Here is a 23,879-nt window from a genome sequence, read left to right as displayed (position 1 = left end):
CAATATCGATGACTGATTTAAATAGCACCACGACCGTTCGTGTGGACTCGGCCGCGCCTGCGCAAAGCCGTGCCTGGAGCCGTCACGACACCACCTGGGTTCTGGGCCTGTATGGCACCGCCATCGGCGCCGGCACCCTGTTCCTGCCGATCAACGCCGGGGTAGGGGGCTTCTGGCCGCTGCTGGTGTTGGCGGTACTGGCCTTCCCGATGACCTTCTATGCCCACCGTGGCCTGACCCGCTTCGTGCTTTCGGGCAAGCGCGGCGCCAGTGAAGACATCACCGAAGTGGTCGAAGAACACTTCGGCGTCGGGGCCGGCAAGCTGATCACCCTGCTGTACTTCTTCGCCATCTTCCCGATCCTGCTGGTGTACAGCGTTGCCCTGACCAACACCCTGGGCAACTTCATGGAACACCAACTGCATGTGACCCCGCCACCGCGGGCGCTGCTGGCCCTGTTGCTGATCTGCGGGTTGATGATCGTGGTGCGCAGCGGCCAGGGCATCATCGTCAAGGTCATGAGCCTGCTGGTCTATCCGTTCGTTGCCGCGCTGTTGCTGCTGGCTCTGAGCCTGATCCCCAACTGGAACGGCGCCTTCTTCGCCCAGGCCAGCGAAGGCATGCCCCTGGACCTGTTCTTCAAGACCTTGTGGCTGGCCATCCCGGTGATGGTGTTCTCCTTCAACCACTCGCCGATCATCTCGGCCTTTGCCGTTGACCAGAAGCACCGCTACGGCGAACAGGCCGACGCCAAGAGCGGCAAGATCCTCGCCAGTGCCCACGTGATGATGGTGCTGACGGTGATGTTCTTCTGCTTCAGCTGCGTGTTGGCCCTGAGCCCGGCGGATCTTGCCGCAGCCAAGCAACAGAACATCTCGATCCTGTCGTACCTGGCCAACCACTTCCAGACCCCGGTGATCGCCTTCGTGGCGCCGTTGATTGCCCTGGTGGCAATCACCAAGTCGTTCCTCGGCCACTACATCGGTGCCAGCGAAGGCTTCCAGGGCATGATCGTGAAAAGCCTGCGCAGCCGCGGCAAGCAAGTCTCGGCCAAGCGCCTGGAGCAAATGACCGCGCTGTTCATGGTCATTACCTGCTGGGCCGTGGCGACCCTGAACCCGAGCATCCTCGGCATGATCGAGAACCTCGGCGGGCCGATCATCGCCTGCCTGCTGTTCCTGATGCCGATGTACGCCATCCACAAGGTGCCGGCGCTGCGCAAATACTCGGGCAAGGCCTCGAATGTGTTTGTAGTACTGATCGGCTTGATTACCCTGTCGGCGATCCTGTACTCGTTCTTCGCTTGACCCGAGCACCAAGCGCCGGGTTACTTGAGCACCACCCGGCGCTTGGTCAGCTCACCATCCTCGCCACTGGGCCAGTGCAGCTCCACCAGCACTTCGGTCTGCTGGCCATCCAGTGACGGGCGCACGCTGAGCAGGGCGAAGTTCTTAGCGCCGGCCATGGCGTACCAGCGCTCGCAGACCATGTTGGCAATGCCCGGCATCTCGCCACCGCCGCTGATGGCCATCTTCAGCATGTCCGGCGCCGGTAGGCGCGAGATGGCGCTGGAGGTGACCTGGAACACCTTGGCCGCCGGGTATTGCTTGTGCAACAGGCGAAACACCGCCGCGCAGTGCACGTCACCGCTGAGAAACACCACTGGCTTGGCGCTTTTGCCCAACGCCGCATACACCTGATCGAGCAGTACCTTGCGTTCGGCCAGGTTGCTCTTGTGGTCCCACTCATCCATGCAGTCATCCTTCAGCGAGCCGAAATCGGCGCCGTTGGTGACCGCGTTGTTCCAGTGCATCACCGGCACCGGCGAGACAATGAACACCGCCTTGGCGCTCTGCACCACGGCACTGTTCAACCAGTCCTTGAAGCGCTTCATTTGCGCGCTGCCGAGGATCTTGTGCGGGTCGTTGGCCTCAATATCGTGATGGCCGCGCATGTCCAGCACATAGAAGGCCGAGCCGCCTTGCTCGAAGGCGTAGTCCCAGTGGCAGTCGTCGGGCTTGTCGAGGTTGATCGAGGTCACAGGGTTGTGGCTGTGCTCGTATTCATAATAAGCGCGGCAGGCGGCGCGCCACATGAGGTCGACGAGCATCTGGTTGGTGGGGCCGTTGCTGGTGCTTTCAAACAGCAGCGAGATGCGTTTTTGCCGCTCCTTGTTGGTCAGCGAGCCCCAACCGTCCATGATCTCGTGATCGTCCCAGATCATGTACTGCGGGAACTGCTCGTACACCTCGCGCAGGGTCGGGATGTTCCAGTACACCCGGTAGTACCAGCGGTAGATGTTCAGCAGGTACTGCTCGATGCCGGGTTTGTCGTAGCTGTTGCCTTTCTTGTAGTGGGCCAGCAGGGCCTGCTTGTTTTCTTTCAGCCATTCCCAGATATCCAGGAAGCCGTTTTTCTTGTTGGTGTCGACGTACATCTGGTCGCCACCGCCGATGACGAACTGCGCGCGCTGGTCGATCAGTTGCTGGTGCAGCAGCGGCCAGGCGCCGGCACTGCCGTCGGCGCTGATCGGGTCGTGGCAGCTGTAGAAGCCGAAGGTCAGGGTTTCGGGATTGATCGCCGGGGTGATGAAGTTTTTCGGCGAGTCGGCGCCGATTTCGGTGCGCCGACGGATGATCAGGTGGTCGGTTTCGCTGCTGATCAGGGCATAGTAATAGGTGCTTTGCGCCTTCAGGCCAGTCACTGCAAAGACACCGGTGAGGTCGCTGTCGAAGCTGAATTTTTGCGCCTGGACGAACACCGGCTTGATCTTGTGTTTTTTCAGGAAATCGGCCACGGGCAGCTCATCCAGGCGCTGCAGGTCGCCGCTCAACGGCGTGGTGGTGACCACCAGCACCCACTCGCCGGGCATGTACACGCGAAACCACAAGCGTACGCTGGTTGGCGTGATCGCACCGATGATCGCGGCGCTGGCCAGCTTGGCGTATTTGCTTTCATTGGAGGTGGGGTCCAGGAGCTGGGACATGGTCGATTTCCTTATCAGGTCAAGTTGTTGTCCTGGCAAGTAAAGCGGATTGGCCTGGTTCTGCCATTGTGCGTCGTTCTGCGCGCAGGACGCTGTAGTTCAACCGCGCGACTGGCGGCGGCGGGTCTTGGGCGCTAGGGTAGGCGGGTGTACCCATCTCCGATTAAGGAAGCTCATGAGCGCATCAACCGTTTACGCCGACCTTGGCGATGTTCCGTATCAGGTAAGCCTGGCTGCCGGTGCCCAGCAGTGGCTGGCTGATGAGGGCCGCGAGCTGGGCGGCCACGACAGCGGTCCCAATCCGCATCAATTGCTGCTGTCGGCCCTTGGCGCCTGCACCGCAATCACCTTGTCGATGTATGCAAAACGCAAGGAGTGGCCGCTGCACCATGTGCATGTGCAGCTGGACATCGTCAGTGAGGTGAAAAGCCCTGAAGTGCGCACCGAGATCAAGCGTGTGATCGAACTGCACGGTGATCTCGATGCGGCCCAGCGCGAGCGCCTGCTGGGCGTGGCCAATGCCTGTCCGGTGCACAAGCTGCTCAGCGGCAGCATCGTCATCGACAGTGAACTGAGCGACTAGCGTGATTCGCTCTTGAGCTTGGCGAAGCTTTTGCGCAGGTCGCTGGCCCAGCCGTCCAGCACTGGCTTGACGTTCTCCAGGGCCAGCTTGGAGGTGTTGTTTTCCAAGGCCTCGCCGGTGCCTTTGCGTACCACCTGAGCGATCACCTTGTTGTTGCCACCGTCGAGGAAGGCTGCCTCGGTGGCGATGTCCACTTCCTGGTCGCGGCCACCGGCGGCAGTGTTGACGGCGGCGGCCACCAGGGCGATGGGGATCACTTCGTAGGGCTTGAGGCCTTCGGTCTTGGTCGACACGGCGGTGATCGCCGGGCGCACCACCAGCACACCCGGGCCCGGACCCTGAGCCAAGGGCAGCTCGGCACCCAGTTCACGCTTGAGCGCGGTGTTGTAGTACTGGGTGATCTGCCCCAGGGTCTGCGGCGATATCGCCGCAGTGGGCTGGGGCTTGGGGTAGAACTGGCTGGGCTCGATATACACCTTGGTGAAGCGCGCGGCTTTCACCTGCGGGTCGATCCAGCGCATCACCGGCTGGCCGGAGATGCTTTCGGCGGGCTTGAGGCGGCTGTAGTCCTGGAGGAACCCGGAGTACTGGCTGGGGTCGACCCGGGAGCTGGCGCAGCCAGCCAGCACGACAAGGGCGGAGCAGAGCAGGGTGGAGCGCAAGGTGGGCTTCATCGACTTTCGTATCCTTGGCAATGACCGCACGGGACAGGGAGTTGATCGCCTGAACAACGCTAGCAGCTCTTGGCCGGGCCGCCAGCGATCGAGCGCAAAGCGCTCGTAAAGGATAGGTCTATGCAATACTTGTCGGTCCTTACCCATCCCAGGACCCCGCAATGGACTTGCCCCGCCGCCTGCGCAGCAAACAGCTGAAACTCCACGCCCCGGAACTGACCTTTGCCGCGCAACTGCAGGCTGTGCTCAACGCCAACTACGGCTTCCACCGTGAATTCCTGCCCTGGGCCCGCGACGACTGGACCCTGGAGCAGGCGCGGCAAAGCCTGCTCCAGGCCCGGCAGAACTGGGCAGCGCCCCAGGGCGAAAAACGCTACTACCTGTTCCTGGCCAGCGGCGAACTGATCGGCTGCCTGGGCGTGCGGCCGGATGCCCAGGGCAAGGTCGGCTTGGGCTACTGGATCGCCGAGGTCCATGCCCGGCAGGGCTTGATGACCGAGGCGCTGGAAACACTGCTGCCGGTGCTGGAAGGCTCGCTGCTGTGGCTGACCACGTCGCCGGCGAATGTGGCCTGCCAGCGGCTGGCGGAGAGGTTGGGGTTCCGGCGGGTGGCTGCGGCGGGTGGGGCGAATGCGCGGTTGCGGTATGAGTTGAGGTGCTGATTCAAAGTCGGCGTTACCTGGGTTTACGAGCGCTTCGCACTCGATCGCTGGCAAGGCCAGCTCCCACAAGTTCAGCGTTACGCCGGCCACTGTGGGAGCTGGCTTGCCAGCGATGAGGCCGGCAAAGCGCTAGCCAATCTCAGGTCCTAGGACCTATCCTAACCATTACGCTCTATGGTGGCTGTGCGCGGGAGGGCTTCGGCCCTGCCGGGTTCCTAACTTACCGGTTCGCCAACCCGCGTACAGCTGCCACCCATTTGTTTGGCGACGAAAGCGTGGCGGCTCCACAAGTTAGGAGTTGACCATGAAAAAGCTCGTCCCCGATCCCCCAAGCCTGCACCTCGCTGAAACCGTCGAAACCCCTGTCAACAGTTGCCCGGAGCACCCACCCTTGTTCAGCGTGTGCGCAGGTGTCAGCGCCGAAGACGCGCTGGTGCATGCCTTGCTGTACCTCAAGAGCGCCAGCGCCACTATTGGCCAGGCGGTGCAGCACTGCAGTGAGGAAGGACGAGGGTTTGTCTGCTCGGCCCAGCAATCGGTGGAGCTGGCCAGGGCACTGGTGGATGCGTTGTTGGACGGGATTGAGTTGAGGGTGCTGAAAGACTGACTCGGTGTCGCCTGAATTTACGAGCGCTGCGCACTCGATCGCTGGCAAGCCAGCTCCCACAGGGTCAGCATGTGGGAGCCGGACTTGCCGGCGATGGGCTGCAAGGCAGCCCCGGGAGCGTCAATCCTTGACCAGTGCCCGCAACGCCGCTTTCGCCTCTGGCGTGTGCAGCCGCTCGATAAACAGCAAGCCTTCACGTTGAACAGTGACCTCCAGCTCCTGCCGATGGGCATCCTTGAGCAAGCGCTTGCTGATCCGTAGCGCATCCTGGGGCAAGGCCTGCAGGCGCTGGGCCAGTTTGCGTGCGGCCGCCAGGCACTGTTCGCCATCCTCATGCAGTTCATTGGCCAGGCCCCACTCGACGGCCTGTTCGCCCGTGAGCAGCTCATTGCACAGCAACAGTCGCGCCGCCCGCGCATGGCCGAGCAGCCGTGGCAGCAACAGGCTGGAACCAAATTCCGGGCACAAGCCCAACGGCACGAACGGCAGGCGCAGTTTGGCCGAGCGGCTGACCAGCACCTGGTCGCAGTGCAGCAGCAGGGTGGTGCCGATGCCGATGGCCGGCCCCGCCACCGCAGCGATCAGCGGTTTGTCCAGGGCCATGATCACCCGCATCAGGCGAAACACCGGGCTGTCCATGGCAGTGGGCGGGTTGTCGAGAAAATCTTTCAGGTCGTTGCCGGCGCAAAAGCACTGTGGGCCACCGGTGAGCAGGATCACCTCGACCTGCGCATCCTCGGCCGCTGCCCGCAACTGATCGCCCAACTGCGTGTACATGGCCGTGTTCAGCGCATTGAGCTTATCTGGGCGGTTGAGGGTCAGGGTCAGCAGGCCCTGGTGCAGTTCGCGTGTGATCAACTCGTTCATGGCGTGCCTGTGTTGTTGTAGGTATCAGAACGTCGGCGGGGTGATCACCCAGATCACCACCGCATCCACCTCGCCAGGGTTGCCGTAACGGTGCGGCTCCTGGCTGGAAAAACTGAAGCTGTCGCCTTCGCTCAGCTGAAAATGCCGCTCGCCGACCCACAGCTCGAAACTGCCGGACAGCAGGTAGCCGGCTTCTTCGCCTTCATGGCTATAGCTTTGCTGGCTGTAGGTGCCCGGTGGGAAGCGCGAGTGAAGAATCTCCAGTTGGCGGTTGGGTTGCGGGGTGAGCAACTGGTCGACGATGCCGTCTTCGTAATGCACACTCAGGCGGCTGTTCTTGCGTACCACGTAACCGTTGTCTTCCGGGGCGGTGCTGGCTTCGCTGGCGAAGAACCACTGGATGGTCACGCCCAGGCTGCGGGCGATGTTGAACAGCGCCGGGATCGACGGGTAGGAGAGGTTGCGCTCCAGCTGGCTGATGTAGCCGGCGGTGAGCTCGCTCTGTTCGGCAAGCTCGGCCAGGGTCATGCCGCGGCGCTTGCGCAGGCCGCGGATGCGGGTGCCGAGAAAATGCGGGGCGCTGGCACCTTCCTGGCTGGCGGCGGGCGGCGTCTTGCTGCTGTTGCTCATGGCGTGCTCCGAACCGCACTGTCAAAGCCCCGGAGTATAAACAGCCTTACAGGCTCCAGGCGACCTTCAAACCGTCGTAGACGGCTTCTTCAACCGTGCGCGGGGCCAGGCAGTCGCCGATGCGTTTTACCTCGACCAGGCCGTGCAGTTGCGCCGCCAGGGTATCGACCGGCTGATGGCCCTGGCACAGCACCAGGGTGTCGATGTCTTCAAAGATCATCGGCTCGCCGCTGGCGGTGTGTTGCAGGTACACGGTGTTGTCGTCGCAGCCGTACAGGCGTGCATAGGGGGTGATCGGGATGCCCAGCTTGTGCAGTTCGCCAGCCATCTGGTCGCGTACGTACAGCGGCAGGCTTTCGCCGCAGTGGGTGCCGTTGACCGCCAGTTGCACCTGGTGGCCTTCACGCACCAGGCGCTCGGCGATGCCCGGGCCGATCCAGTCGCAGCGCCAGTCGACCACCAGCACCGAGCGCCCGGGCTTGGCCTCGCCACGCAGGATCTGCCAGGCATCGACCACCTGCAGGTCGCCGCCGCGCTCGAAGGCCGGCCAGTAAGGTTCGGCACCGGTGGCGACGATCACCAGGTCAGGCTGCTCGCGCTCGACCAGGGCGCGATCCACGCGCGTGTTGCGCACCACCTTGACCCCGGCCAGGTGCATCTCGCGCTGCAGGTTGGTGCTGGCGCCGCCGAACTCGGCCCGGCGCGGCAGCAGTTGCGCGAGCAGCACCTGGCCGCCGAGCTGGGCGCTGGCTTCATACAAGGTGACGTCATGGCCACGGGCTGCGGCCACCGCCGCGGCCTTCATGCCGGCCGGGCCGCCACCGGCGATCATGATGCGCTTGCGTGTAGTCGCCGCCTGCAAGGTGCCGAACTGTTGCTCGCGCCCGGTTTCCGGATGCTGGATGCACGAGATCGGCAGGCCCTTGTGAAAATGACCGATGCAGGCCTGGTTGCAAGCGATGCAGGCGCGCACGTCTTCGACGCGTTCGCTGCAGGTCTTGTTGGGCATCTGCGGGTCGCAAATCAGCGCGCGGGTCATGCCGCAGACATCGGCCTGGCCACGGGCGAGGATCAGCTCCGCTTCCTGCGGCTGGTTGATGCGCCCGGTAACGAACAGCGGAATGTTCAGCTGTGCCTTGAAAGTCCCGGCCTCTCGCGCCAGATAGGCCGCCTCGATGGCCATGGGCGGGACGATGTGCACCGCACCACCGAGCGACGCCGAGGTGCCGGCGACGATGTGCACATAGTCCAGCTCGGACTGCAGCATTTTTACCGCCGCCAGCGATTCGTCCTCGGTCAGGCCCTCGGCATCGCGCTCATCGGCGCTGATGCGCAGGCCGATGATGAAATCGTCTGCCGTTGCCGCACGTACCGCGGCGATCACTTCGCGGACAAACCGCAGCCGTTGCTGCAACTCACCGTTGTAGCCATCGCTGCGGCGGTTGACCCGTGGGTTGATGAACTGCGCCGGCAGGTAACCGTGGCTGGCAACCACCTCGACACCGTCGATGCCGGCCTGGTGCAGGCGCCGGGCCGCGGCGGCGTAACCGGCGACGATCTCGTCGATCATGCCCTGGTCGAGCGCCCGCGGCATCACCCGAAAACGCTCGTTGGGCACTGCCGACGCCGAGTAGGCCACCGCCAGCAGGCCATCGCTCGACTCCATGATTTCCCGCCCCGGGTGGAAGATCTGCGACAGCACCACGGTGCCATGGGCATGGCAGGTCTCGGCCAGCTGGCGGTAACCCTCGATACAGGCGTCGTCGGTGGCCATCAGCACGTGGGAGGTGTAGCGGGCGCTGTCGTGCACCCCGGCCACCTGCAGCACGATCAGGCCGACGCCCCCGGCGGCGCGGGCCTGGTGGTAGGCGATCAGGCGCTCGTTGACCAGGTTGTCGGTGGGCATCGAGGTGTCGTGGCCGCTGGACATGATGCGGTTCTTCAGGCGTTTGCCCCGGATTTGCAGCGGTTCGAACAGGTGCGCGAAGGTCGACATGCGGGTCAGGCTCCAGCGGGGTGTTGTTATTATTTTTCTATAGAAGTGTACCGCCAGTAAAAAATCAACTTGTTTTTTTACTGGCCTTTGACTAGTTTGCAATCACCCCCGGGTCCTGGGGCACACCTCACAACAACAAGAAAACGGGCCACGCATCACGTGGTACCGGCAAGAGGAACCATTGATGAAATCGAACCTGCTCAAGCGCTCTCCCTGGCTGTTCGCCCTTGCTGTCGGCGCCGTCCAGGCAGCACCGGACATGGTCGTGGTCGCCTACGGCGGCGCCGGCCAGAAAGCCCAGGATGCGGCGATCTTCAAGCCGTTCAGTGCCCAGGACGGCAGCACGTTGATCCAGAGCGAGTACAACGGCGAAATGGCCCGGATCAAGGTCATGGTCGATACCGGCAACGTCGACTGGGACCTGGTGCAGATCGAAGGCCCGGACCTGATGCGCGGCTGCGACGAGGGCATGTACGAGCGCCTCGACTGGACCCGGCTCGGGCGTGCCGAGCAGTTGATCCCCGATGCCGCTCAGGAATGCGGCTCGGCGGTGCTGGTGTGGAGCGTGGCGATCGCCTACGACCGCAACAAGCTGGCCCAGGCACCGACCTCGTGGGCGGATTTCTGGGACGTGAAAAAAATCCCCGGCAAACGCGGCCTGCGCAAGCGGGCGGTGTACAACCTGGAGTTCGCGCTGATGGCCGACGGGGTCAAGGTCGAGGACGTGTACAAGGTCCTGGCCACCCCCGAGGGCGTCGACCGCGCCTTCAACAAGCTCAGCGAGCTCAAGCCCTATATCCAGTGGTGGGAAGCCGGCGCGCAACCGGCGCAGTGGCTGAGCGCCGGCGATGTGGTGATGACCTCGACCTACAGCGGCCGGGTCGCCGTCGCCGCTCAACAGGGCAGCCCGTTGGCCCTGGTGTGGCCGGGCAGCCTATACGGCATGGATTACTGGGCGATCATCAAGGGCTCCAGGCATGTCGACCAGGCCAAGCGCCTGATCGCCTTCGCCAACCAGCCCGACACCCAGGTGCGCTATGTGAAGGAGATTCCTTACGGGCCGACCAACATCCAGGCCGCCGCCGAGCTTGATCCGCAGCTGGCCAGCTGGGTGCCGACCTCCAGGCAGAACCTTGAAGGCGCGCTGTCGATGAACGTCGAGTTCTGGGTCGATCATGGCGATGAACTGGAAGAGCGCTTCAACGCCTGGGCCAGCCGCTGAACCCTCGCCGTGGCTGGACATCGCACGATGTCCAGCCCTATTGTCTGGCCAGCCTTTCGCCTGAGGACAACAATAATGACCGAGACCGAAATCCACCTGCGCCAGGAGCTGGCCGCCTGCTACCGGTTGATCGCGCACTTTCGCATGACCGACCTGATCTTCACCCATATCTCGGTGCGCATTCCCGGCCCCGAGCATCATTTTCTGATCAACCCCTACGGCTTGATGTTCGATGAAATCAGCGCCTCCAACCTGGTCAAGATCGACCTTGAGGGCAACGCGGTGCAGGCGTCGCCGTACCCGGTCAACCCGGCCGGTTTCGTTATCCACAGTGCCATTCATGGCGCCCGCGAGGATGCCCAGTGCGTGCTGCACACCCACACCAAGGCCGGTTGCGCGCTGGCGGCGCTCAAGTGCGGGTTGTTGCCGGTGAACCAGATTTCCATGGAGTTCCATGGCAAGGTTGCCTACCACGATTACGAAGGCATCGCCCTGGACATGGCCGAGCAAGCGCGCCTGGTCGATGACCTGGGTGACAAGGCGGTGCTGATTTTGCGCAACCATGGCTTGCTCAGCGTCGGGCGCAGTGTCAGCGAGGCGTTCCTGCGCATGTATTACCTGGAAAAAGCCTGCGAGATCCAGCTGACGGCGATGGCTGCCGGCGAGCTGGTGTTGCCGACGGAAGAGGTTTGCGCCCACACCGAACGCCAGTTCAACGAACCGGCGCGGGCCCTGAAGGAAGGCGAGCTGAGTGACCCGGATGGCATGCAACTGGCCTGGTCGGCGTTGCTGCGCCTGCTCGATCGGGTGGCGCCGGGCTATCGCGACTGATCGGGACTTGTTGTACAGTTGTTCAACAGCATCGCGGGGCAAGCCCGCTCCCACCGGAATTGCCCATCCCCCTGTGGGAGCGGGCTTGCCCCGCGAAAAGTCTCCCACCCGAAGAGAACCGCCAATGAGCCAGGAAGCCCGTTACAGCCGTATGGTCCCGGAGTTGCGCAAGGCCAACCTGGTCGAAGCGACCCTGGTGTGTTTGAAGCGGCACGGCTTCCAGGGCGCCTCGATCCGCAAGATCTCCGCCGAGGCCGGGGTCTCGGTGGGGCTGATCAGCCACCACTATTCAGGCAAGGACGAACTGGTGGCCGAGGCCTACATGGCAGTCACCGGCCGGGTCATGGGCCTGATCCGCGAAGCCATGGCCCAGGCCGCGCCCAATGCCCGCGAGCGGCTGTCGGCGTTTTTTCGCGCCTCGTTCTGCGCCGAATTGCTCGACCCGCAGCTGCTCGATGCTTGGCTTGCGTTCTGGGGCGCAGTGAAAACCGCCGAAGCGATCAACCAGGTGCATGACCACTCCTACGGCGAATACCGCAACGAACTGGGCCGGCTGCTGGCGGACCTGGCCAAGGAGGAGGGCTGGCAGGCCTTCAACGCCGACCTGGCAGCCATCAGCCTGAGCGCCTTGCTCGACGGCCTGTGGCTGGAATCCGGGCTCAACCCGGGCACCTTCACCCCGGAGCAGGGCGTGCAGATTTGCGAGGCCTGGGTCGATGGCCTGCAGGCCGGTGGCCGCCGGCGCTTCACCCTGACCGAGGGCTGTTGATCGGTCGTTCAGTAATGGGTACGCTGCTGTCGTGAGTCATACAACAATTCCTATAAGAGACAACACGCAATGACGCCTCGGGTACTGGTCGTCGATGACGATCCGCTTATTCGCGACTTGCTGCACGCCTACCTGTCCCAGGAAGGCTACGACGTGCACTGCGCCGCCACCGCGGAGCAGGCCGAGCATGTGCTCGCCGAGCAGGCCGTCGACCTGGTCATGCTCGACATCCGCCTGCCGGGCAAGGACGGCCTGACCCTGACCCGCGAACTGCGGGTGCGCTCGGAGGTCGGCATCATCCTCATCACCGGCCGTAATGACGACATCGACCGTATCGTTGGCCTGGAATGCGGCGCCGACGACTACGTGATCAAACCGCTGAACCCGCGCGAACTGGTGTCGCGGGCCAAGAACCTGGTGCGCCGGGTCCGCCATGCCCAGGCCGGCAAGCCGCCCAGCGCCGGCAATCACCCGCTCAAGCAATTCGCCGACTGGGCCCTGGACACCGACCGTCGCCGCCTGATCGATGCGCAAGGTGGCGAAACCCTGCTGACCCACGGCGAATTCCAGCTGCTCAGTGTGTTCCTGCGCAACAGCGGCCATACCCTGAGCCGCGACCAACTGATGGACCAGATCCGCAACCGCGAGTGGGTGCCCAACGACCGCTCCATCGACGTGCTGGTCGGCCGCTTGCGGCGCAAGCTGCACGACGATCCGGCCGAACCGCAGCTGATCATCACCATTCACGGCGCCGGTTACCTGTTTACTGCCAGCGTGGCGGCCTGATCACATGTGGCGGTTGCTCTGGCTCGCCATGCTGATGCCCGGCGCCCAGGCCCAGGCGGCCGAGCGCATCCGCTATTGCGACTACCCGGTGTACCCGCCGATTTCCTGGAGCGACGGCAAGCAGGTGCGCGGCCTGGCGCCGACCGTGGTGCGCCAGCTGTTCGCGCGCCTGGGCTATGAGGTGGAGATCGTCGTGCTGGGCAACTGGAAGCGCTGCCTGCTCGACGCTGCCGCCGGCCGGGTGGATGTGGTGCTGGCCTACAACAGCGACCAGCGCGACCAGGGCATGCGCTTTTCCACGGTGCCGGTGCTGCGCGAGGAAGTGGCGGTGTTTTTCAATCGCCAGCGGCCGGTGACCTTCGAGCGCCTTGAAGACCTGGCCAGCTACCGCGGTGGGCTGTTGTTCGGTGAAAGCTACGGCGCGGACTTCGACCGCTTCGTGGCCCGCCACCAGAACATCGAGTGGGTCTCCGACAGCCAGCAGAACTTCGGCAAGCTGATTCGCGGGCGTATCGACTTCGTCATCCAGGAGCGGCGCACCGGCCAGCTGTTCGTCGAGCATTTGCCCGGCGCCGAGGATATCCAGGCCTTGCCCACCGCGCTGAGCGTTGACTACCTGCGGGTGGCGGTGTCGCGGCATTCACCCTTGAGCCAGCACATGGCGCAGATCGACGAGCAACTGCAGCGCATGCGCGACAACGGCGAGATCCAGCGCTGGCTGGAACAGAGCGAAGTCACCTACCGCGACATGGTCAACCTGCCGGCAGGCGCCAAATGATGCGCCTGCAACCCGGTGGCCTGCTGCGGCGCCTGCTGCTGTTCATCCTGTTGTTCAGCCTGTGCTTTACCGTGCTGGCCAGCACCGTGCAGCTGTATTTCGAGTACCGTCGCGAGATGCGCGACATCGACGCGCGCATGGCGTTGATTCGCGCCGGTTACCTGGCAAGCCTTGAACGCAGCCTCTGGGACCTCAACCAGGAGCAGTTGAACGTGCAGCTGCGCGGCCTGGTGGACTTCTCCGATGTGGCGCGGGTGCGCCTGAACAGTGCCGACTTCGACTTGCTGCAGGGCGAAGCGACGCCACAAGGGCCGCTGCGCATCGAGCGTTTCGCGCTGGACTATCAACCGCCTTCGGGACCGTTGCGCCACCTGGGTGAGCTGGAGATCAGCATCGACCTGGGGGCGGTGCACCGGCGCCTGTTCGCCACCGGGCTGACCAGCCTGCTGTGGATGAGCGTGTTCCTCTGCGGCCTGGCGGTGGCGTTGTCGGGCTTGTTTTACCGCCTGGTCACCCGCCACCTGCAAGTGATGGCCGAGTTCGCCCGGCGTATTGGTGCAGGCGACTGGCAGGAGCCGCTGCGCCTGGACAAGCGTCGCTCAAGCCGCGAAGACGAAATCGACACCGTGGCCCACGCCCTGGACGACATGCGCAGGAATATTCTCAGCGACATCGACCGCCGCGAAGTCGATCGCCTGGCCTTGCAAGGCAAGCGCGACGAACTGCAAAAGATGGTCGAGCGGCGCACTGCCAGCCTGATGCGCGCCAAGGAGGATGCCGAAGCGGCGAACCTGGCCAAGTCGCGCTTTCTGGCGACCATGAGCCATGAACTGCGCACCCCGCTCAATGGCATCCTGGGGATGGCCGAATTGCTCCGCGAAGCGGATCTGGACGCCCGCGACAGCAAGCGCCTGGATGCCCTGTACAAGGCCGGCGAAGGCTTGCTGAGCATCCTCAACGAAGTGCTGTACTTTGCCCGCCTGGAGGAGGGCGAAAGCCACCCGGAAGCGGTGGATTTCTCCCTGCGCCAACTGTGCGACGAGGTCATGACCCTGCTCGAACCGCGGGCCCTGAACAACGACACGGTGTTGCGCTGTCGTATCGATACGCAGTTGGCGCCACGTCAACACGGCGCCGAACAGTTCCTGCGCCAGGTGCTCAGCAACCTGCTGGCCAATGCCATCAAGTTCACCGAGGCCGGTGAGGTGAGTGTCGAGGTCCAGGTGCTGGGCCAGGAGCAGGGCCTGCAGCAGTTGCGGATCAGTGTTAGCGACAACGGCATCGGCATCGCCCCGGCGGTGCAAGGGCGGATTTTCGAGCGTTTCGTCCAGGCCAGCGACGCTGTGGCCCGCCGCTATGGCGGCACAGGCCTGGGCCTGGCGATCTGCAAGCACCTGGTGGAACTGCTCGGCGGGCGCATCGGCCTTGAAAGTGTCGAGGGGCAGGGCAGTTGTTTCTGGTTCGAGCTGGAGCTGCAAGCGGCGGCGGCCGAGGCGCCGGCGCTGCTGCCGGCAGCAGCGATCCAGGCCCTGGATGTCCTTGTAGTCGAAGACGTCGAGCTCAACCGCGAGGTGGTGCGCGGCCTGCTGCAGCGCGACGGGCACCGCCTGTGGATGGCCGAGGACGGTGAACAGGCGCTGGAGCTCTGTGCCCAGCGGCGCTTCGACCTGATCCTGCTCGATGTGCACCTGCCGGGTATCAGTGGCGTCGAGCTGTGCCGGCAGATACGCCGCACCCCCGGGCCGAACCGCGCTTGCCGGATCCTGGCGCTGACCGCCAGCGTGCAGCCGGCGCTGCTGCGCGGTTACCTGGCGGCGGGCATGCAGGGCATCCTGGCCAAGCCGCTGAAGCTCGACAGCCTGCGCCAGGCGTTGGCGCAAGAGGGCGCGGTGGTCGAGGCGCCGGTCACCGAGCAGGGCATGGACTGGGCCCTGCTCGATACCCATCGCAGCTTGTTGGGCGAACAGAAAGTCCAGGGTTTGCTGGCGGTGCTGCGCGACGCTATCGAGCAGCATCAGGATGCCCTGGCCGAAGCGCTCAAGGCCGGCGACTGCACCGACGTCGCGCATCTGGCTCATCGCCTTGCCGGCAGTAGTGATTCTCTCGGTTTTCGCGGCCTGGCGACGGTACTGCGCGAACTGGAAGAGGCGGCGCTGAACAAGGCCCCGGCAGCCTTGCAGGCCCTGCAAACGCCCTTGGCCGAGCAGTTGCGCCTGGCCGACGAAACCCTGAAACAGCTGATCCAGTGCTGACGTACAAAAAACTTACGACTTTTTACATCTTCGATCTTCAGGTACAACGCCACCTTACATCGCTTTCCAATAATCGACGGCAACCGCTGCCCGCGGTCTTCGAAGCTTATTGGAGATAATAATAATGAACTGCCGTAAAGCTCAGCCGTCCCCGCACCACCGCCTGTCCCTTCCGCGCTTCAACCACTGTTGAGGTGCCGACATGACTGACTCTACCGAACGTAAAGGCATCCACCTCACCCGTGCGCTGAAAAGCCGGCATATCTTCATGCTGTCGCTGGGCGGGGTGATCGGCACCGGGCTGTTCATGGGCTCGGGGGTGACCATCAACCAGGGCGGGCCCATGGGCGCGATCCTCGCCTACCTGGTGGCGGGTTTCCTGATGTACCTGGTGATGGTCTGCCTGGGCGAACTGTCGGTGCAGATGCCGGTGTCCGGCTCGTTCCAGACCCACGCCACCAAATTCATCGGCCCGGCCACCGGCTTCATGATCGGCTGGGTGTACTGGATGAGCTGGGCGACCACCGTGGGCCTGGAGTTCACCGCCGCCGGCATGCTGATGGTGCGCTGGTTCCCGGAGGTGCCGATCTGGTACTGGTCGGCGCTGTTCGTGGTGGTGCTGTTCGGTCTCAATGCCCTGGCCACCCGTGCCTTTGGTGAAGCCGAGTACTGGTTCTCGGGGATTAAGGTGGCGGCGATCCTCGGCTTTATCATCGTTGGCGTGCTGGTGATCTTCGGCGCCATCCCGCTGACCAGCGGCGAGCCGGCGCCGATGATGAACAACCTGATCGGCGACTCGATGTTCCCTAATGGCCTGTCGGCGGTGTTCGCGGTGATGATGACCGTGGTCTATGCCTTCCAGGGCTGCGAGATCATGGGCGTGGCCGCCGGTGAAACCGACCAGCCGGAAAAGAGCATCCCGCGCGCGGTGCGCAACGTGGTGTTTCGCGTGCTGATCTTCTATGTGCTGGCCATCGTCGTGCTCTCGGCGATTGTACCGTGGCAACAGGCCGGCCTGATGGAGAGCCCGTTTGTGCAGGTGTTCGACATGGTCGGTATTCCCTACGCGGCGGACCTGATGAACTTCGTCATCCTTACCGCGATTCTGTCGGTGGGCAACTCCGGCCTGTATGCCTCCACGCGCATTCTCTGGGCCATGTCCAAGACCGGCATGGCGCCGAAAAGCCTGTCGCCCTTGAGCAAGCGCGGCGTGCCGTTGCGAGCGCTGAGCATCACCCTGTGTTTTGCCCTGGTGTCGCTGATGACCAGTTTCGTCGCCGCCGATACCTTGTTCATGGTGCTGATGGCGGTGAGCGGCATGTCCGGTACCGTGACCTGGATCGTCATTGCCCTGGCCCAGTACAAGTTCCGCCGCGCCTACCTGCAGGGCGGCGGCAAGCTTGCCGACCTCAAGTACCGCGCGCCGCTGTTCCCGCTGGTGCCGCTGCTGTGCATCGCCCTGTGCAGTTCGCTGTTCGTGTTCCTGGCGCTGGATGAGACCCAGCGGCCGTCGCTGTATTGGGGTTTTGGTTTCATCGCAGTGTGTTACGCGGCGTACTTCATCATTCACCGCAAGCACCAGGGGGTGTTGGCGCCGTCGGTGTAAACCCGGCCACCTAGCATTTTTGTCAGTTGTTGGCCTCGATAACGAGGTATTGAATAAGGGTCGACTTTAACCAGGTCGGCCCTTTTTCATGGCGGTATGCACGCAGGGCCGAAACGTTGTTTCCCCGCACCGAGGCTGTCTGCCATGAATGACTTGCAAACCGATACCATCGAATCCACGACCACCAGCGAGCTGCCGGCACTGTCCCTGTTCGCCTCGGTCGCGCCGGTCAGTGACTATGACGCGGGCGTCAACCTGCATACCCTGAGCACCGACGCGCGAGGTGTGCTGGCGACCGTGCCGCCTTTCACCAACGTGCGCGGCGGTGACGAACTGCGGGTGTACATGGATGCCGACAGCATGCCGGTCGTCGCGCCGCTGGTGCTCGAAGGCTACGACCTCGGCCGGGCCCTGCACCTGCACCTGCCCGCCGAGCGGTTTACCCCGGGCGCGCATACAGTGCACTACCGCTTCAGCCGCAACAACATCGAGTATGGCACTTCGCGCGACCTCTCGGTTCTGGTCAAGCTGGATCGCCCGGGCGGTTCCGAACCCGGGCACCAGGGCCTGGTCGCGGCAGATGTCGGTGTCAATCCGGTCACTGCTGAACACTTGGAGAACGGCGTCCAGGTGCAGGTCTATTTCTACGAGAACCGCGCCGTTGGCGATGTGATCCGCCTGAGCTGGGGCGGGGTGATGCTGAGCTATACCCTGGTCGAGGCCGATCTCAACCAGCCGGTGGTGTTCACGGTGCCCGGCAGTGTCATTCGCCAGGCCGGCGACAGCCCCAACCTGGTGGTGACCTGGGAAGTGCACGATATTGTCCACAACACCAGCCAGACCTGGGCTCCGCATGTATCGGTGGTGGTCGACACCGGTCATGCGCAATTGCCGGCCGTTTCGGTACCGGGGCTCGATCATGAGGGCTATATCAATCTCGAGGTACTGGGTAGCGATGACCTGCTGATTCATGTGCAGGCCAGCGCACCGGCGTTCGCCATCGGCGACACGGTCAGGTTGCGCTTTACCGGCTACATCGATTCGGGCCTGCCGACCCATATCGACCTGGACCAGACCCTCCGCGGGACCTTGCCGCAGACCCTGACGTTCACCATTGCCAATGACAAAGCCTGGGCCCTGGCCAGTGGCCTGGCGGTCGTGGGCTACAGGCTGGTGAAGGCTGGCGGCGAGCAGCACTCGCAGCGCCTGAGCATCGGTTTCAAAGGGCAGCCCAAGGCGTTGACTGTGCCGAGAGTGGCGCGGGCGGAGGAGGGCGTACTGGCCTACGATATTGCCCGGGCTGCGGTGATGATCCCTCATTACCAGGGACGTACGGCGGGCCACCAGATTACTCTGGTGTGGCAAGGCACCCAACTGGATGGCAGACCGACCCTGCATGAGGTTCGGCGTGTGGTGACCGCCTCGGAGGGGGCAGGGGACCGCGAGGTGGCGATCAATGTCGGCACGGAACACATCCGCCTGCTGGAGTCGGGCACGGTCAAGGTCTACTACCAGGTGCGCATGCTCAGCACGCGCAGTGTCGGCTTTCGGCAATCGGACCCGCTGGAGCTGCGCATCAGCGCCGCCGGACTGTTGCCGGCGCCGGAGGTGGACGAGCCGGTCAATGAACTGGACCCGCATTTCTACCCTCTCGGGGTCCAGGTGACAGTCAACTACCCGGGCAAGCACGTAGGCGACAAGGTCACGTTCACCTGGCAAGGCGCCGGACCGGAGAGCAGCTATAGCGAAGCCAAAACCGTCGACAGCAGCGGTGCGCTGCCAGCGTTCCGGGTACCCCAGGCCATCGCCAACGCCGGCCTGGGTAGCACGGTATTGATGCGCTACGAGGTCGAGCCGGCGCTGGGCGGGCGGCCGTTGCCGTCCCAGGAGCGGGCGCTGGCGTTGCGCTCGGTCGCGCCGGTGCCTGAACTGGCGCAACTGCTCGGTATGCAGGATGGCAGCTACGACCCGATGCTTGGCTTGCATGGCGCCCAGGTGCTGATCAGCTACCCCGGCATGCGCGCCAGTGACCGTATTGTCTTGTACTGGAAAGGCGCTGCGGGCGCCGGCTCACCGGTACTGCCTGAGCGCCCGGGCAGTGATACCGGCAGCATCACCATCAGCGTGCCGGCGGCGGCGGTGGCGGCGAACTTCAACGGCGCGGTGCAGTTTTACTATGAGGTGCTGCGCAATGAACTGGCGGCGCTTGAGTCGCCCAGGCAAACCGTGCAAATCGGCGCGCCGAGCGCCGATGATTTACCACGCCCGAGGATCGATGAGGCTAACGGCAGCGAACTGGACCTGGACCTGTTCGAGGGCGATGCCCACATCAGCGTCAGCGCCTGGCCGTTCATTGCCCTGGGCCAGCGGCTGTGGCTGGAGGTGCGCAGCGCCAATGCCACGCTGCCGTTGTTGGTGGACAGCCCGGTAGAGCAGGTGTCGGGGCTGACCGTGGCGCTGCCGCGCGAGTTTCTCGACGAGCTCGACGATGGCAGCGCGTTGTCGCTGCATCTTAGTGTCAACTTCGGCGGCGCTGCGACGCTGGATTTCCCGGTCAGGACCTACACCGTGCGCCAGGGGCAACTGCACATCGGTGTCTCCGATTCGGGCCTGGCCAGTTCCGCGTTGCCCGAGGACTGGGCGCTGGCGACCCAGACCTGTGCGGTGAACCTGGTCGGACGGCCGGGCGCGCAAGGCAGCCTCAGCGTCAATGGCTCGGCACAGTTCGACAACGACAGCCAGCAGTTGGACTTCACCCTGGATGCCAAGGGTGAGTTCATCGCCTGGCTGGGCGACCGCTACGCCGAGACGGTGCTGGTCAGCGCGGCGATCGGCACCGGCCAGGCCCAGCATGTGCCGGTGCGCTTTAGCGATGTCTTCCCGTTCGATCAACAGCAGGACGATCAACACGTACGCGCCCGTGCGGCCAGCGGTGCGCTGGCCAACGGCCGCGCCGCCAACCGCGTATGTTTTGAGGCCGACGGCTTCACCGATGCCACTTACGTGCAGGTTGAGCTCAGCGGCAGCGCACGGATTGTCGGCCACCCCGGCCAGGTGGTCAGCCTGCCGTTGACCGAGCTGACCGGTGATTGCCAGTTCGACGTGGTCGACAACGTCGCCGAAGAAGTGACGCTGACCTTTCAACTACCCCAGGGCGGCAGCTGGACCCGCTTCAGCAAGACCCTGTACTTCTCCAGCCTGGCTTCACGCTATGCGGCCCGGGGGGTGGCGGCCGACGGCATTCCCTGGTTCATGCGCGTCAACCAGATCACCAGCGTCGAAACCAGCCATGTGCGCATCCCGCACATGCGCGAGTTTAGCGATCATCCCGGGGGGCTGGATGGTGGCATTGGCGTACGCGCGATGGACGCCGACAAAAAGGGGCTGCTGGTATTGGTGGAGCCCTACCTGCAAATGGCCGCCGGCGACAAGATTCACGTGCACTTTGGTGATGAAGAGGTGCCGGCTACGCCGTTGCCGATTGTGGTACTGCCCAACGAAGTGAATGAACTGGTCACCCTGTTCGTGCCCGCTGCCCGCATTCCCAACGGCGTCAGCGAGGTATGGTTCACGGTCGAGCCGCTGAGCGGCAACAAACGGGCGTCGGCGCGCTTGCGGGTCAAGGTCAAGGTCACCTTGCCCGGCGGCCCTAATCAAATCCCTGGCAGCCCTCATAATGCCAACTTGATGTCGCCGGACGTGCCCTTCGGCCTGATCGACTGGGAGATGGCCCAGGACGGCGTCACGGTGTACGTCAACCGCTGGCGCTATATGGAAGTCGGCGACACCCTCAACTTGAGCTGGGGCGGGGCCAAGGTCACTCACGTCGTCCAGGAAGGCGAGGTGGGCAAGACCATACCGGTGTTCGTCGACTATGCCACCATCGAGGCGGGCGGCGATGATGAGCGCCTGCTGGTGCTGTACTGGCTGGAAGACGAGGTGGGCAACGAGTCCGATGGTGCCTCGTTGCCCAGCTATGCCTTTGTCGAAGTCAGCCTGCTGTTGTTGCCACGGCCAGGGGTGGCCGGGATTGACGAGGAAGGTTTCCTCGACCTGGGGGCTCTGCAGGGCGCCGATGTCGAGATCTCGGTAATTGCCGATCGGCCGGATTTTCGCGTTGGCGATCAGGTGGTTTTCACCTTCCGCGGTTACACCGAAGACGTGGCGGCGATCCCGCCACATGTCTCCCCCGCGTACCCGGTGGGCATCATTCCCCCCCCGCGGACCATTACCCACAAGGTGCCCAACAGCATCGCCGAGTCGATCGCCGGTGGCCTGGCCTATGTCTCCTACAAGGTCACCCGCGACGGGCAGCAGATTCCATCCCGAACCACTGCCGTCGGCGTTCGGGGCAAGGCGGCCGAGTTGCTGCCGCCGGATGTCGACGACCGCCAGGAAGACTTCCTGCCCGACACATTGCCGCAGGCCGTGGTGCGGATTCCGCCGTGGGTGGGCATGTTTGCCGGCCAACAGGTCCGCCTGGTCTGGCAAGGCAAACGGGAGAACGGCCACGCCTACGCCTTTATGCGCGACTGGTACCTGACCGGGTCCCAAGTGGACCACCCGGTCGTGCTTATCGTGCCAGCCGAGCATATTGCCGCGCTGTCGGGCGGTAACCTGGAACTGTTCTACCGGGTGTACTTCGGCAGCAGCGAGCCGCGGGAGTCCCAGGTGTTGCCATTGTGGGTCGGTGAGCCGGCCCCCGAGCTGGTCGCCCCGAACGTGCCGGAGGCCGAGAACGATACCCTCGACCCGATCGGCATCGTCGTGGCTACCGTCGAGGCGCCCCTGTACGAAGGTATGGCCCCTGGGCAAACGGTATGGATGGAGTGGCTGAGTCCGGTCGCGGGGGCGGACATCATCGACAACTTCCCGGTGCAAACTGCCGATGATGTGGCGTTTTCCGTCTACGAGGAGGATATCGTGCCCAGCCTGGGGCACGAGGTGCGCATCCGCTACTACGTTAGCGAACCGGCGGAACGCCGGCGCTATTCGGACTTCCTGCACCTGGGCATCGGCCCGGTGCTGAGCAACCCGCCACGGCCACGAATCGAAGAGGCCAATGGCGATGTGCTCGATCTGCTGAGTTTTCCGGGCGATGCGCTGGCGACGGTGGCGAAATGGAACGGGATCAACGAGCGTCAGCGTTACTGGTTTCGTTGCCGTGGAACCGATGCACAAGGTAATGCCAAGACTATCGTCCTGGCTGAAGGGCAACGGGTGTCCGCAGGGGAGGTCCACCTGGGTGTACGCGCTACGCTGAACCGGGCCGATTTGCAGGCATTCGCCCACCAGAGCCGGATCACCCTGGAGATGGCGGTGGCGCTGCGTGAGGATGCCGAAGAATCGCAAGCTATCAGGTTCCCGGTGCGCGAGTACCAGATCCTTCAGGTGCAGATCAGCCTGACCGATCCTAAAATTCTCGAGGCGAGGGGCCAAGTGCTGGAACTGGCCGCCTTCTCCGGTAACGCCACCTTGAGGATTGATCGCTGGCAGGGGATTGTTGCAGGTCAGCAGGTCTGGGTGACACTTGAAGGCAAACTTCAAAGTGGAGGAGACTGGACGCTACCGCTGCTTGTAGCGCATCCGGTGTCTCCGGCTGAGGTGACGGGCGGCATTACTCGCCCGATTTCGCGCTCGGACCTTGAAATGCTCGCTGACCGTTCGCGCCTGAGTATTCATTTAAGGGTGGAGGACATCGTTGCGCCGGTGATTGCTTATGAGGTTCGTGTGTTCGATCCCGTGACACTTACGGTGTCTACCAATGGGCTAACACGTATTGCATTACCTCCAGACTGGCGACATCCCACAGAAACCAACAGCGTGGTCGTGCGCGGGACACCGGGAGCTTCAGTGGTGCTGAGCTTGACTGGAAGTGGGAGATTTGCAGGCGGTGCATCGCAGCTTGATGTCACGCTCGATCAATATGGCACCTCACACCAGACGATAAGGTGTGACCGCAACAGTACAACGATTACCGCCAGGCGGGGTGCGTATAGTGTTTCAGCCGAGCTGCTTTTCAGCATCGTATTTCGGGATGACAAAGTTAATGGTACATGGGTCGCCAAGGCCAACCTTGCCTCTGGCGCTAAAGCTGATGGTCGCTCTATCAATCGTGTGAGTTACGACACCCGCACTCAAAGCAGATACACACAAGTCACTGTGACCTTATCCGGAGGGGCCAGGGTCGTTGGGTACTCAGGCTCCACAGTGACGCTCCCGCTATCAAATACAGGGTTCGATTGCTTCTTCGATGTTACCAACACGACAGCGGGAATGATAACGGTGACGTTCGAATTAACTGGGTTCGGCCCTGGGTTGACTTTCAGCAAAAAAATGACCTTTACCTGATCCGAGATTTAGAAAGTTTGTTGAGACCGCTCCCCATGGAGCGGTTTTTTTCTGCAACCAATTGTTCGAAGTTTTAACAGTGCTGTCGGTTGGTGATGTTTGAATTTTGAAAATATATAAAAGCAGTCTGTTATAGGTATTTCATGATGTAGTTTACTTACATGTGCAATGATCGCATTCTTGTCGAACACACGTTTAGGGATTCTCCGATCAAGTCAGCACAGGCCATCTGACCTGTGCTGAAATAGCCCTCCGTCCAACTGTCCTCTACAAGCCCGC

The 23,879-nt window shown here is 63.3% G+C and carries 17 protein-coding genes; 12 read left to right on the top strand and 5 right to left on the bottom strand.

Going from position 1 to position 23,879, the window contains the following annotated elements; all coding sequences use genetic code 11:
- Positions 1-8: 8 nt before the first annotated feature.
- A complete protein-coding gene (locus BV82_RS14920; protein ID WP_026001545.1) occupies positions 9-1,307 on the top strand; it encodes a serine/threonine transporter in 1,299 nt (432 codons plus the stop codon).
- A 20-nt stretch (positions 1,308-1,327) separates the two neighbouring features.
- Here BV82_RS14920 and BV82_RS14915 read toward each other — a convergent pair whose 3' ends face one another.
- Entirely contained in the window at positions 1,328-2,986 is a 1,659-nt protein-coding gene (locus BV82_RS14915; RefSeq protein WP_036997101.1) for an alkaline phosphatase D family protein, read from the bottom strand.
- A 175-nt stretch (positions 2,987-3,161) separates the two neighbouring features.
- On the opposite strand from BV82_RS14915, the gene BV82_RS14910 reads away from it, so the two are divergent.
- Entirely contained in the window at positions 3,162-3,569 is a 408-nt protein-coding gene (locus BV82_RS14910; RefSeq protein ID WP_010226866.1) for an OsmC family protein, read from the top strand.
- Here the strand turns inward: BV82_RS14910 and BV82_RS14905 are convergent.
- Entirely contained in the window at positions 3,566-4,243 is a 678-nt protein-coding gene (locus tag BV82_RS14905) for a DUF3313 domain-containing protein (protein ID WP_036997103.1), read from the bottom strand. The genes BV82_RS14910 and BV82_RS14905 overlap by 4 nt on opposite strands.
- A gap of 161 nt (positions 4,244-4,404) precedes the next feature.
- Here BV82_RS14905 and BV82_RS14900 point away from each other — a divergent pair, with 161 nt between their 5' ends.
- Positions 4,405-4,905 carry a GNAT family N-acetyltransferase gene (locus BV82_RS14900; protein ID WP_051636828.1) on the top strand — a complete coding sequence of 167 codons (501 nt, stop codon included), beginning with the start codon at positions 4,405-4,407 and terminating at the stop codon, positions 4,903-4,905.
- Between the two features lie 304 nt (positions 4,906-5,209).
- Positions 5,210-5,512, top strand: coding sequence for a DUF6124 family protein (locus BV82_RS14895; RefSeq protein ID WP_010226869.1), 303 nt, complete (start codon positions 5,210-5,212; stop codon positions 5,510-5,512).
- Between the two features lie 120 nt (positions 5,513-5,632).
- On the opposite strand, the gene BV82_RS14890 is transcribed toward BV82_RS14895, so the two are convergent.
- The 3 genes from BV82_RS14890 to BV82_RS14880 are packed head-to-tail and all read right to left on the bottom strand — an operon-like array spanning position 5,633 to position 9,005.
- Complete coding sequence (locus tag BV82_RS14890) at positions 5,633-6,379, bottom strand: enoyl-CoA hydratase (RefSeq protein WP_036997104.1); 747 nt, start codon at positions 6,377-6,379, stop codon at positions 5,633-5,635.
- Between the two features lie 24 nt (positions 6,380-6,403).
- The gene (locus BV82_RS14885) at positions 6,404-7,009 is read right to left on the bottom strand and encodes a helix-turn-helix domain-containing protein (RefSeq protein ID WP_036997106.1); all 606 of its coding nucleotides are present in this window, start codon (positions 7,007-7,009) and stop codon (positions 6,404-6,406) included.
- A 46-nt stretch (positions 7,010-7,055) separates the two neighbouring features.
- Positions 7,056-9,005 (bottom strand): oxidoreductase, encoded by a 1,950-nt coding sequence (locus BV82_RS14880; protein ID WP_036997108.1) that lies wholly within the window; start codon positions 9,003-9,005, stop codon positions 7,056-7,058.
- A 184-nt stretch (positions 9,006-9,189) separates the two neighbouring features.
- On the opposite strand from BV82_RS14880, the gene BV82_RS14875 reads away from it, so the two are divergent.
- The 8 genes from BV82_RS14875 (at position 9,190) to BV82_RS14840 (ending at position 23,600) form a co-directional block, all read left to right on the top strand.
- Positions 9,190-10,227: an ABC transporter substrate-binding protein gene (locus tag BV82_RS14875; RefSeq protein ID WP_010226873.1), complete on the top strand. Its 1,038-nt coding sequence runs from the start codon at positions 9,190-9,192 to the stop codon at positions 10,225-10,227.
- Positions 10,228-10,302: 75 nt separating this feature from the next.
- Positions 10,303-11,058: a class II aldolase/adducin family protein gene (locus BV82_RS14870; protein WP_051636829.1), complete on the top strand. Its 756-nt coding sequence runs from the start codon at positions 10,303-10,305 to the stop codon at positions 11,056-11,058.
- Positions 11,059-11,182: 124 nt separating this feature from the next.
- Positions 11,183-11,827 carry a TetR family transcriptional regulator C-terminal domain-containing protein gene (locus tag BV82_RS14865; protein WP_010226876.1) on the top strand — a complete coding sequence of 215 codons (645 nt, stop codon included), beginning with the start codon at positions 11,183-11,185 and terminating at the stop codon, positions 11,825-11,827.
- A gap of 69 nt (positions 11,828-11,896) precedes the next feature.
- Positions 11,897-12,613 (top strand): response regulator, encoded by a 717-nt coding sequence (locus BV82_RS14860; protein WP_010226877.1) that lies wholly within the window; start codon positions 11,897-11,899, stop codon positions 12,611-12,613.
- Between the two features lie 4 nt (positions 12,614-12,617).
- Positions 12,618-13,391: a substrate-binding periplasmic protein gene (locus BV82_RS14855; RefSeq protein ID WP_036997109.1), complete on the top strand. Its 774-nt coding sequence runs from the start codon at positions 12,618-12,620 to the stop codon at positions 13,389-13,391.
- Complete coding sequence (locus tag BV82_RS14850; RefSeq protein ID WP_036997113.1) at positions 13,388-15,643, top strand: hybrid sensor histidine kinase/response regulator; 2,256 nt, start codon at positions 13,388-13,390, stop codon at positions 15,641-15,643. Before BV82_RS14855 ends, BV82_RS14850 begins: the two co-directional genes overlap by 4 nt.
- 202 nt (positions 15,644-15,845) lie before the next feature.
- A complete protein-coding gene (locus BV82_RS14845) occupies positions 15,846-17,249 on the top strand; it encodes an amino acid permease (protein WP_036997114.1) in 1,404 nt (467 codons plus the stop codon).
- Positions 17,250-17,393: 144 nt separating this feature from the next.
- A complete protein-coding gene (locus BV82_RS14840) occupies positions 17,394-23,600 on the top strand; it encodes a hypothetical protein (protein WP_036997115.1) in 6,207 nt (2,068 codons plus the stop codon).
- Positions 23,601-23,879: the final 279 nt, after the last annotated feature.

The sequence above is a fragment of the Pseudomonas donghuensis genome (assembly GCF_000696345.2).
Taxonomy (GTDB): Bacteria; Pseudomonadota; Gammaproteobacteria; order Pseudomonadales; family Pseudomonadaceae; genus Aquipseudomonas; species Aquipseudomonas donghuensis.
Note: the sequence above shows the minus strand (reverse complement) of the source record. Positions and strands in the feature narration are given on the sequence as shown.

Coding starts and splice junctions, on each gene's coding strand:
- BV82_RS14920 (WP_026001545.1), top strand. CDS start 9: ATGACTGATTTAAATAGCACCACGACCGTTCGTGTGGACTCGGCCGCG.
- BV82_RS14915 (WP_036997101.1), bottom strand. CDS start 2,986: ATGTCCCAGCTCCTGGACCCCACCTCCAATGAAAGCAAATACGCCAAG.
- BV82_RS14910 (WP_010226866.1), top strand. CDS start 3,162: ATGAGCGCATCAACCGTTTACGCCGACCTTGGCGATGTTCCGTATCAG.
- BV82_RS14905 (WP_036997103.1), bottom strand. CDS start 4,243: ATGAAGCCCACCTTGCGCTCCACCCTGCTCTGCTCCGCCCTTGTCGTG.
- BV82_RS14900 (WP_051636828.1), top strand. CDS start 4,405: ATGGACTTGCCCCGCCGCCTGCGCAGCAAACAGCTGAAACTCCACGCC.
- BV82_RS14895 (WP_010226869.1), top strand. CDS start 5,210: ATGAAAAAGCTCGTCCCCGATCCCCCAAGCCTGCACCTCGCTGAAACC.
- BV82_RS14890 (WP_036997104.1), bottom strand. CDS start 6,379: ATGAACGAGTTGATCACACGCGAACTGCACCAGGGCCTGCTGACCCTG.
- BV82_RS14885 (WP_036997106.1), bottom strand. CDS start 7,009: ATGAGCAACAGCAGCAAGACGCCGCCCGCCGCCAGCCAGGAAGGTGCC.
- BV82_RS14880 (WP_036997108.1), bottom strand. CDS start 9,005: ATGTCGACCTTCGCGCACCTGTTCGAACCGCTGCAAATCCGGGGCAAA.
- BV82_RS14875 (WP_010226873.1), top strand. CDS start 9,190: ATGAAATCGAACCTGCTCAAGCGCTCTCCCTGGCTGTTCGCCCTTGCT.
- BV82_RS14870 (WP_051636829.1), top strand. CDS start 10,303: ATGACCGAGACCGAAATCCACCTGCGCCAGGAGCTGGCCGCCTGCTAC.
- BV82_RS14865 (WP_010226876.1), top strand. CDS start 11,183: ATGAGCCAGGAAGCCCGTTACAGCCGTATGGTCCCGGAGTTGCGCAAG.
- BV82_RS14860 (WP_010226877.1), top strand. CDS start 11,897: ATGACGCCTCGGGTACTGGTCGTCGATGACGATCCGCTTATTCGCGAC.
- BV82_RS14855 (WP_036997109.1), top strand. CDS start 12,618: ATGTGGCGGTTGCTCTGGCTCGCCATGCTGATGCCCGGCGCCCAGGCC.
- BV82_RS14850 (WP_036997113.1), top strand. CDS start 13,388: ATGATGCGCCTGCAACCCGGTGGCCTGCTGCGGCGCCTGCTGCTGTTC.
- BV82_RS14845 (WP_036997114.1), top strand. CDS start 15,846: ATGACTGACTCTACCGAACGTAAAGGCATCCACCTCACCCGTGCGCTG.
- BV82_RS14840 (WP_036997115.1), top strand. CDS start 17,394: ATGAATGACTTGCAAACCGATACCATCGAATCCACGACCACCAGCGAG.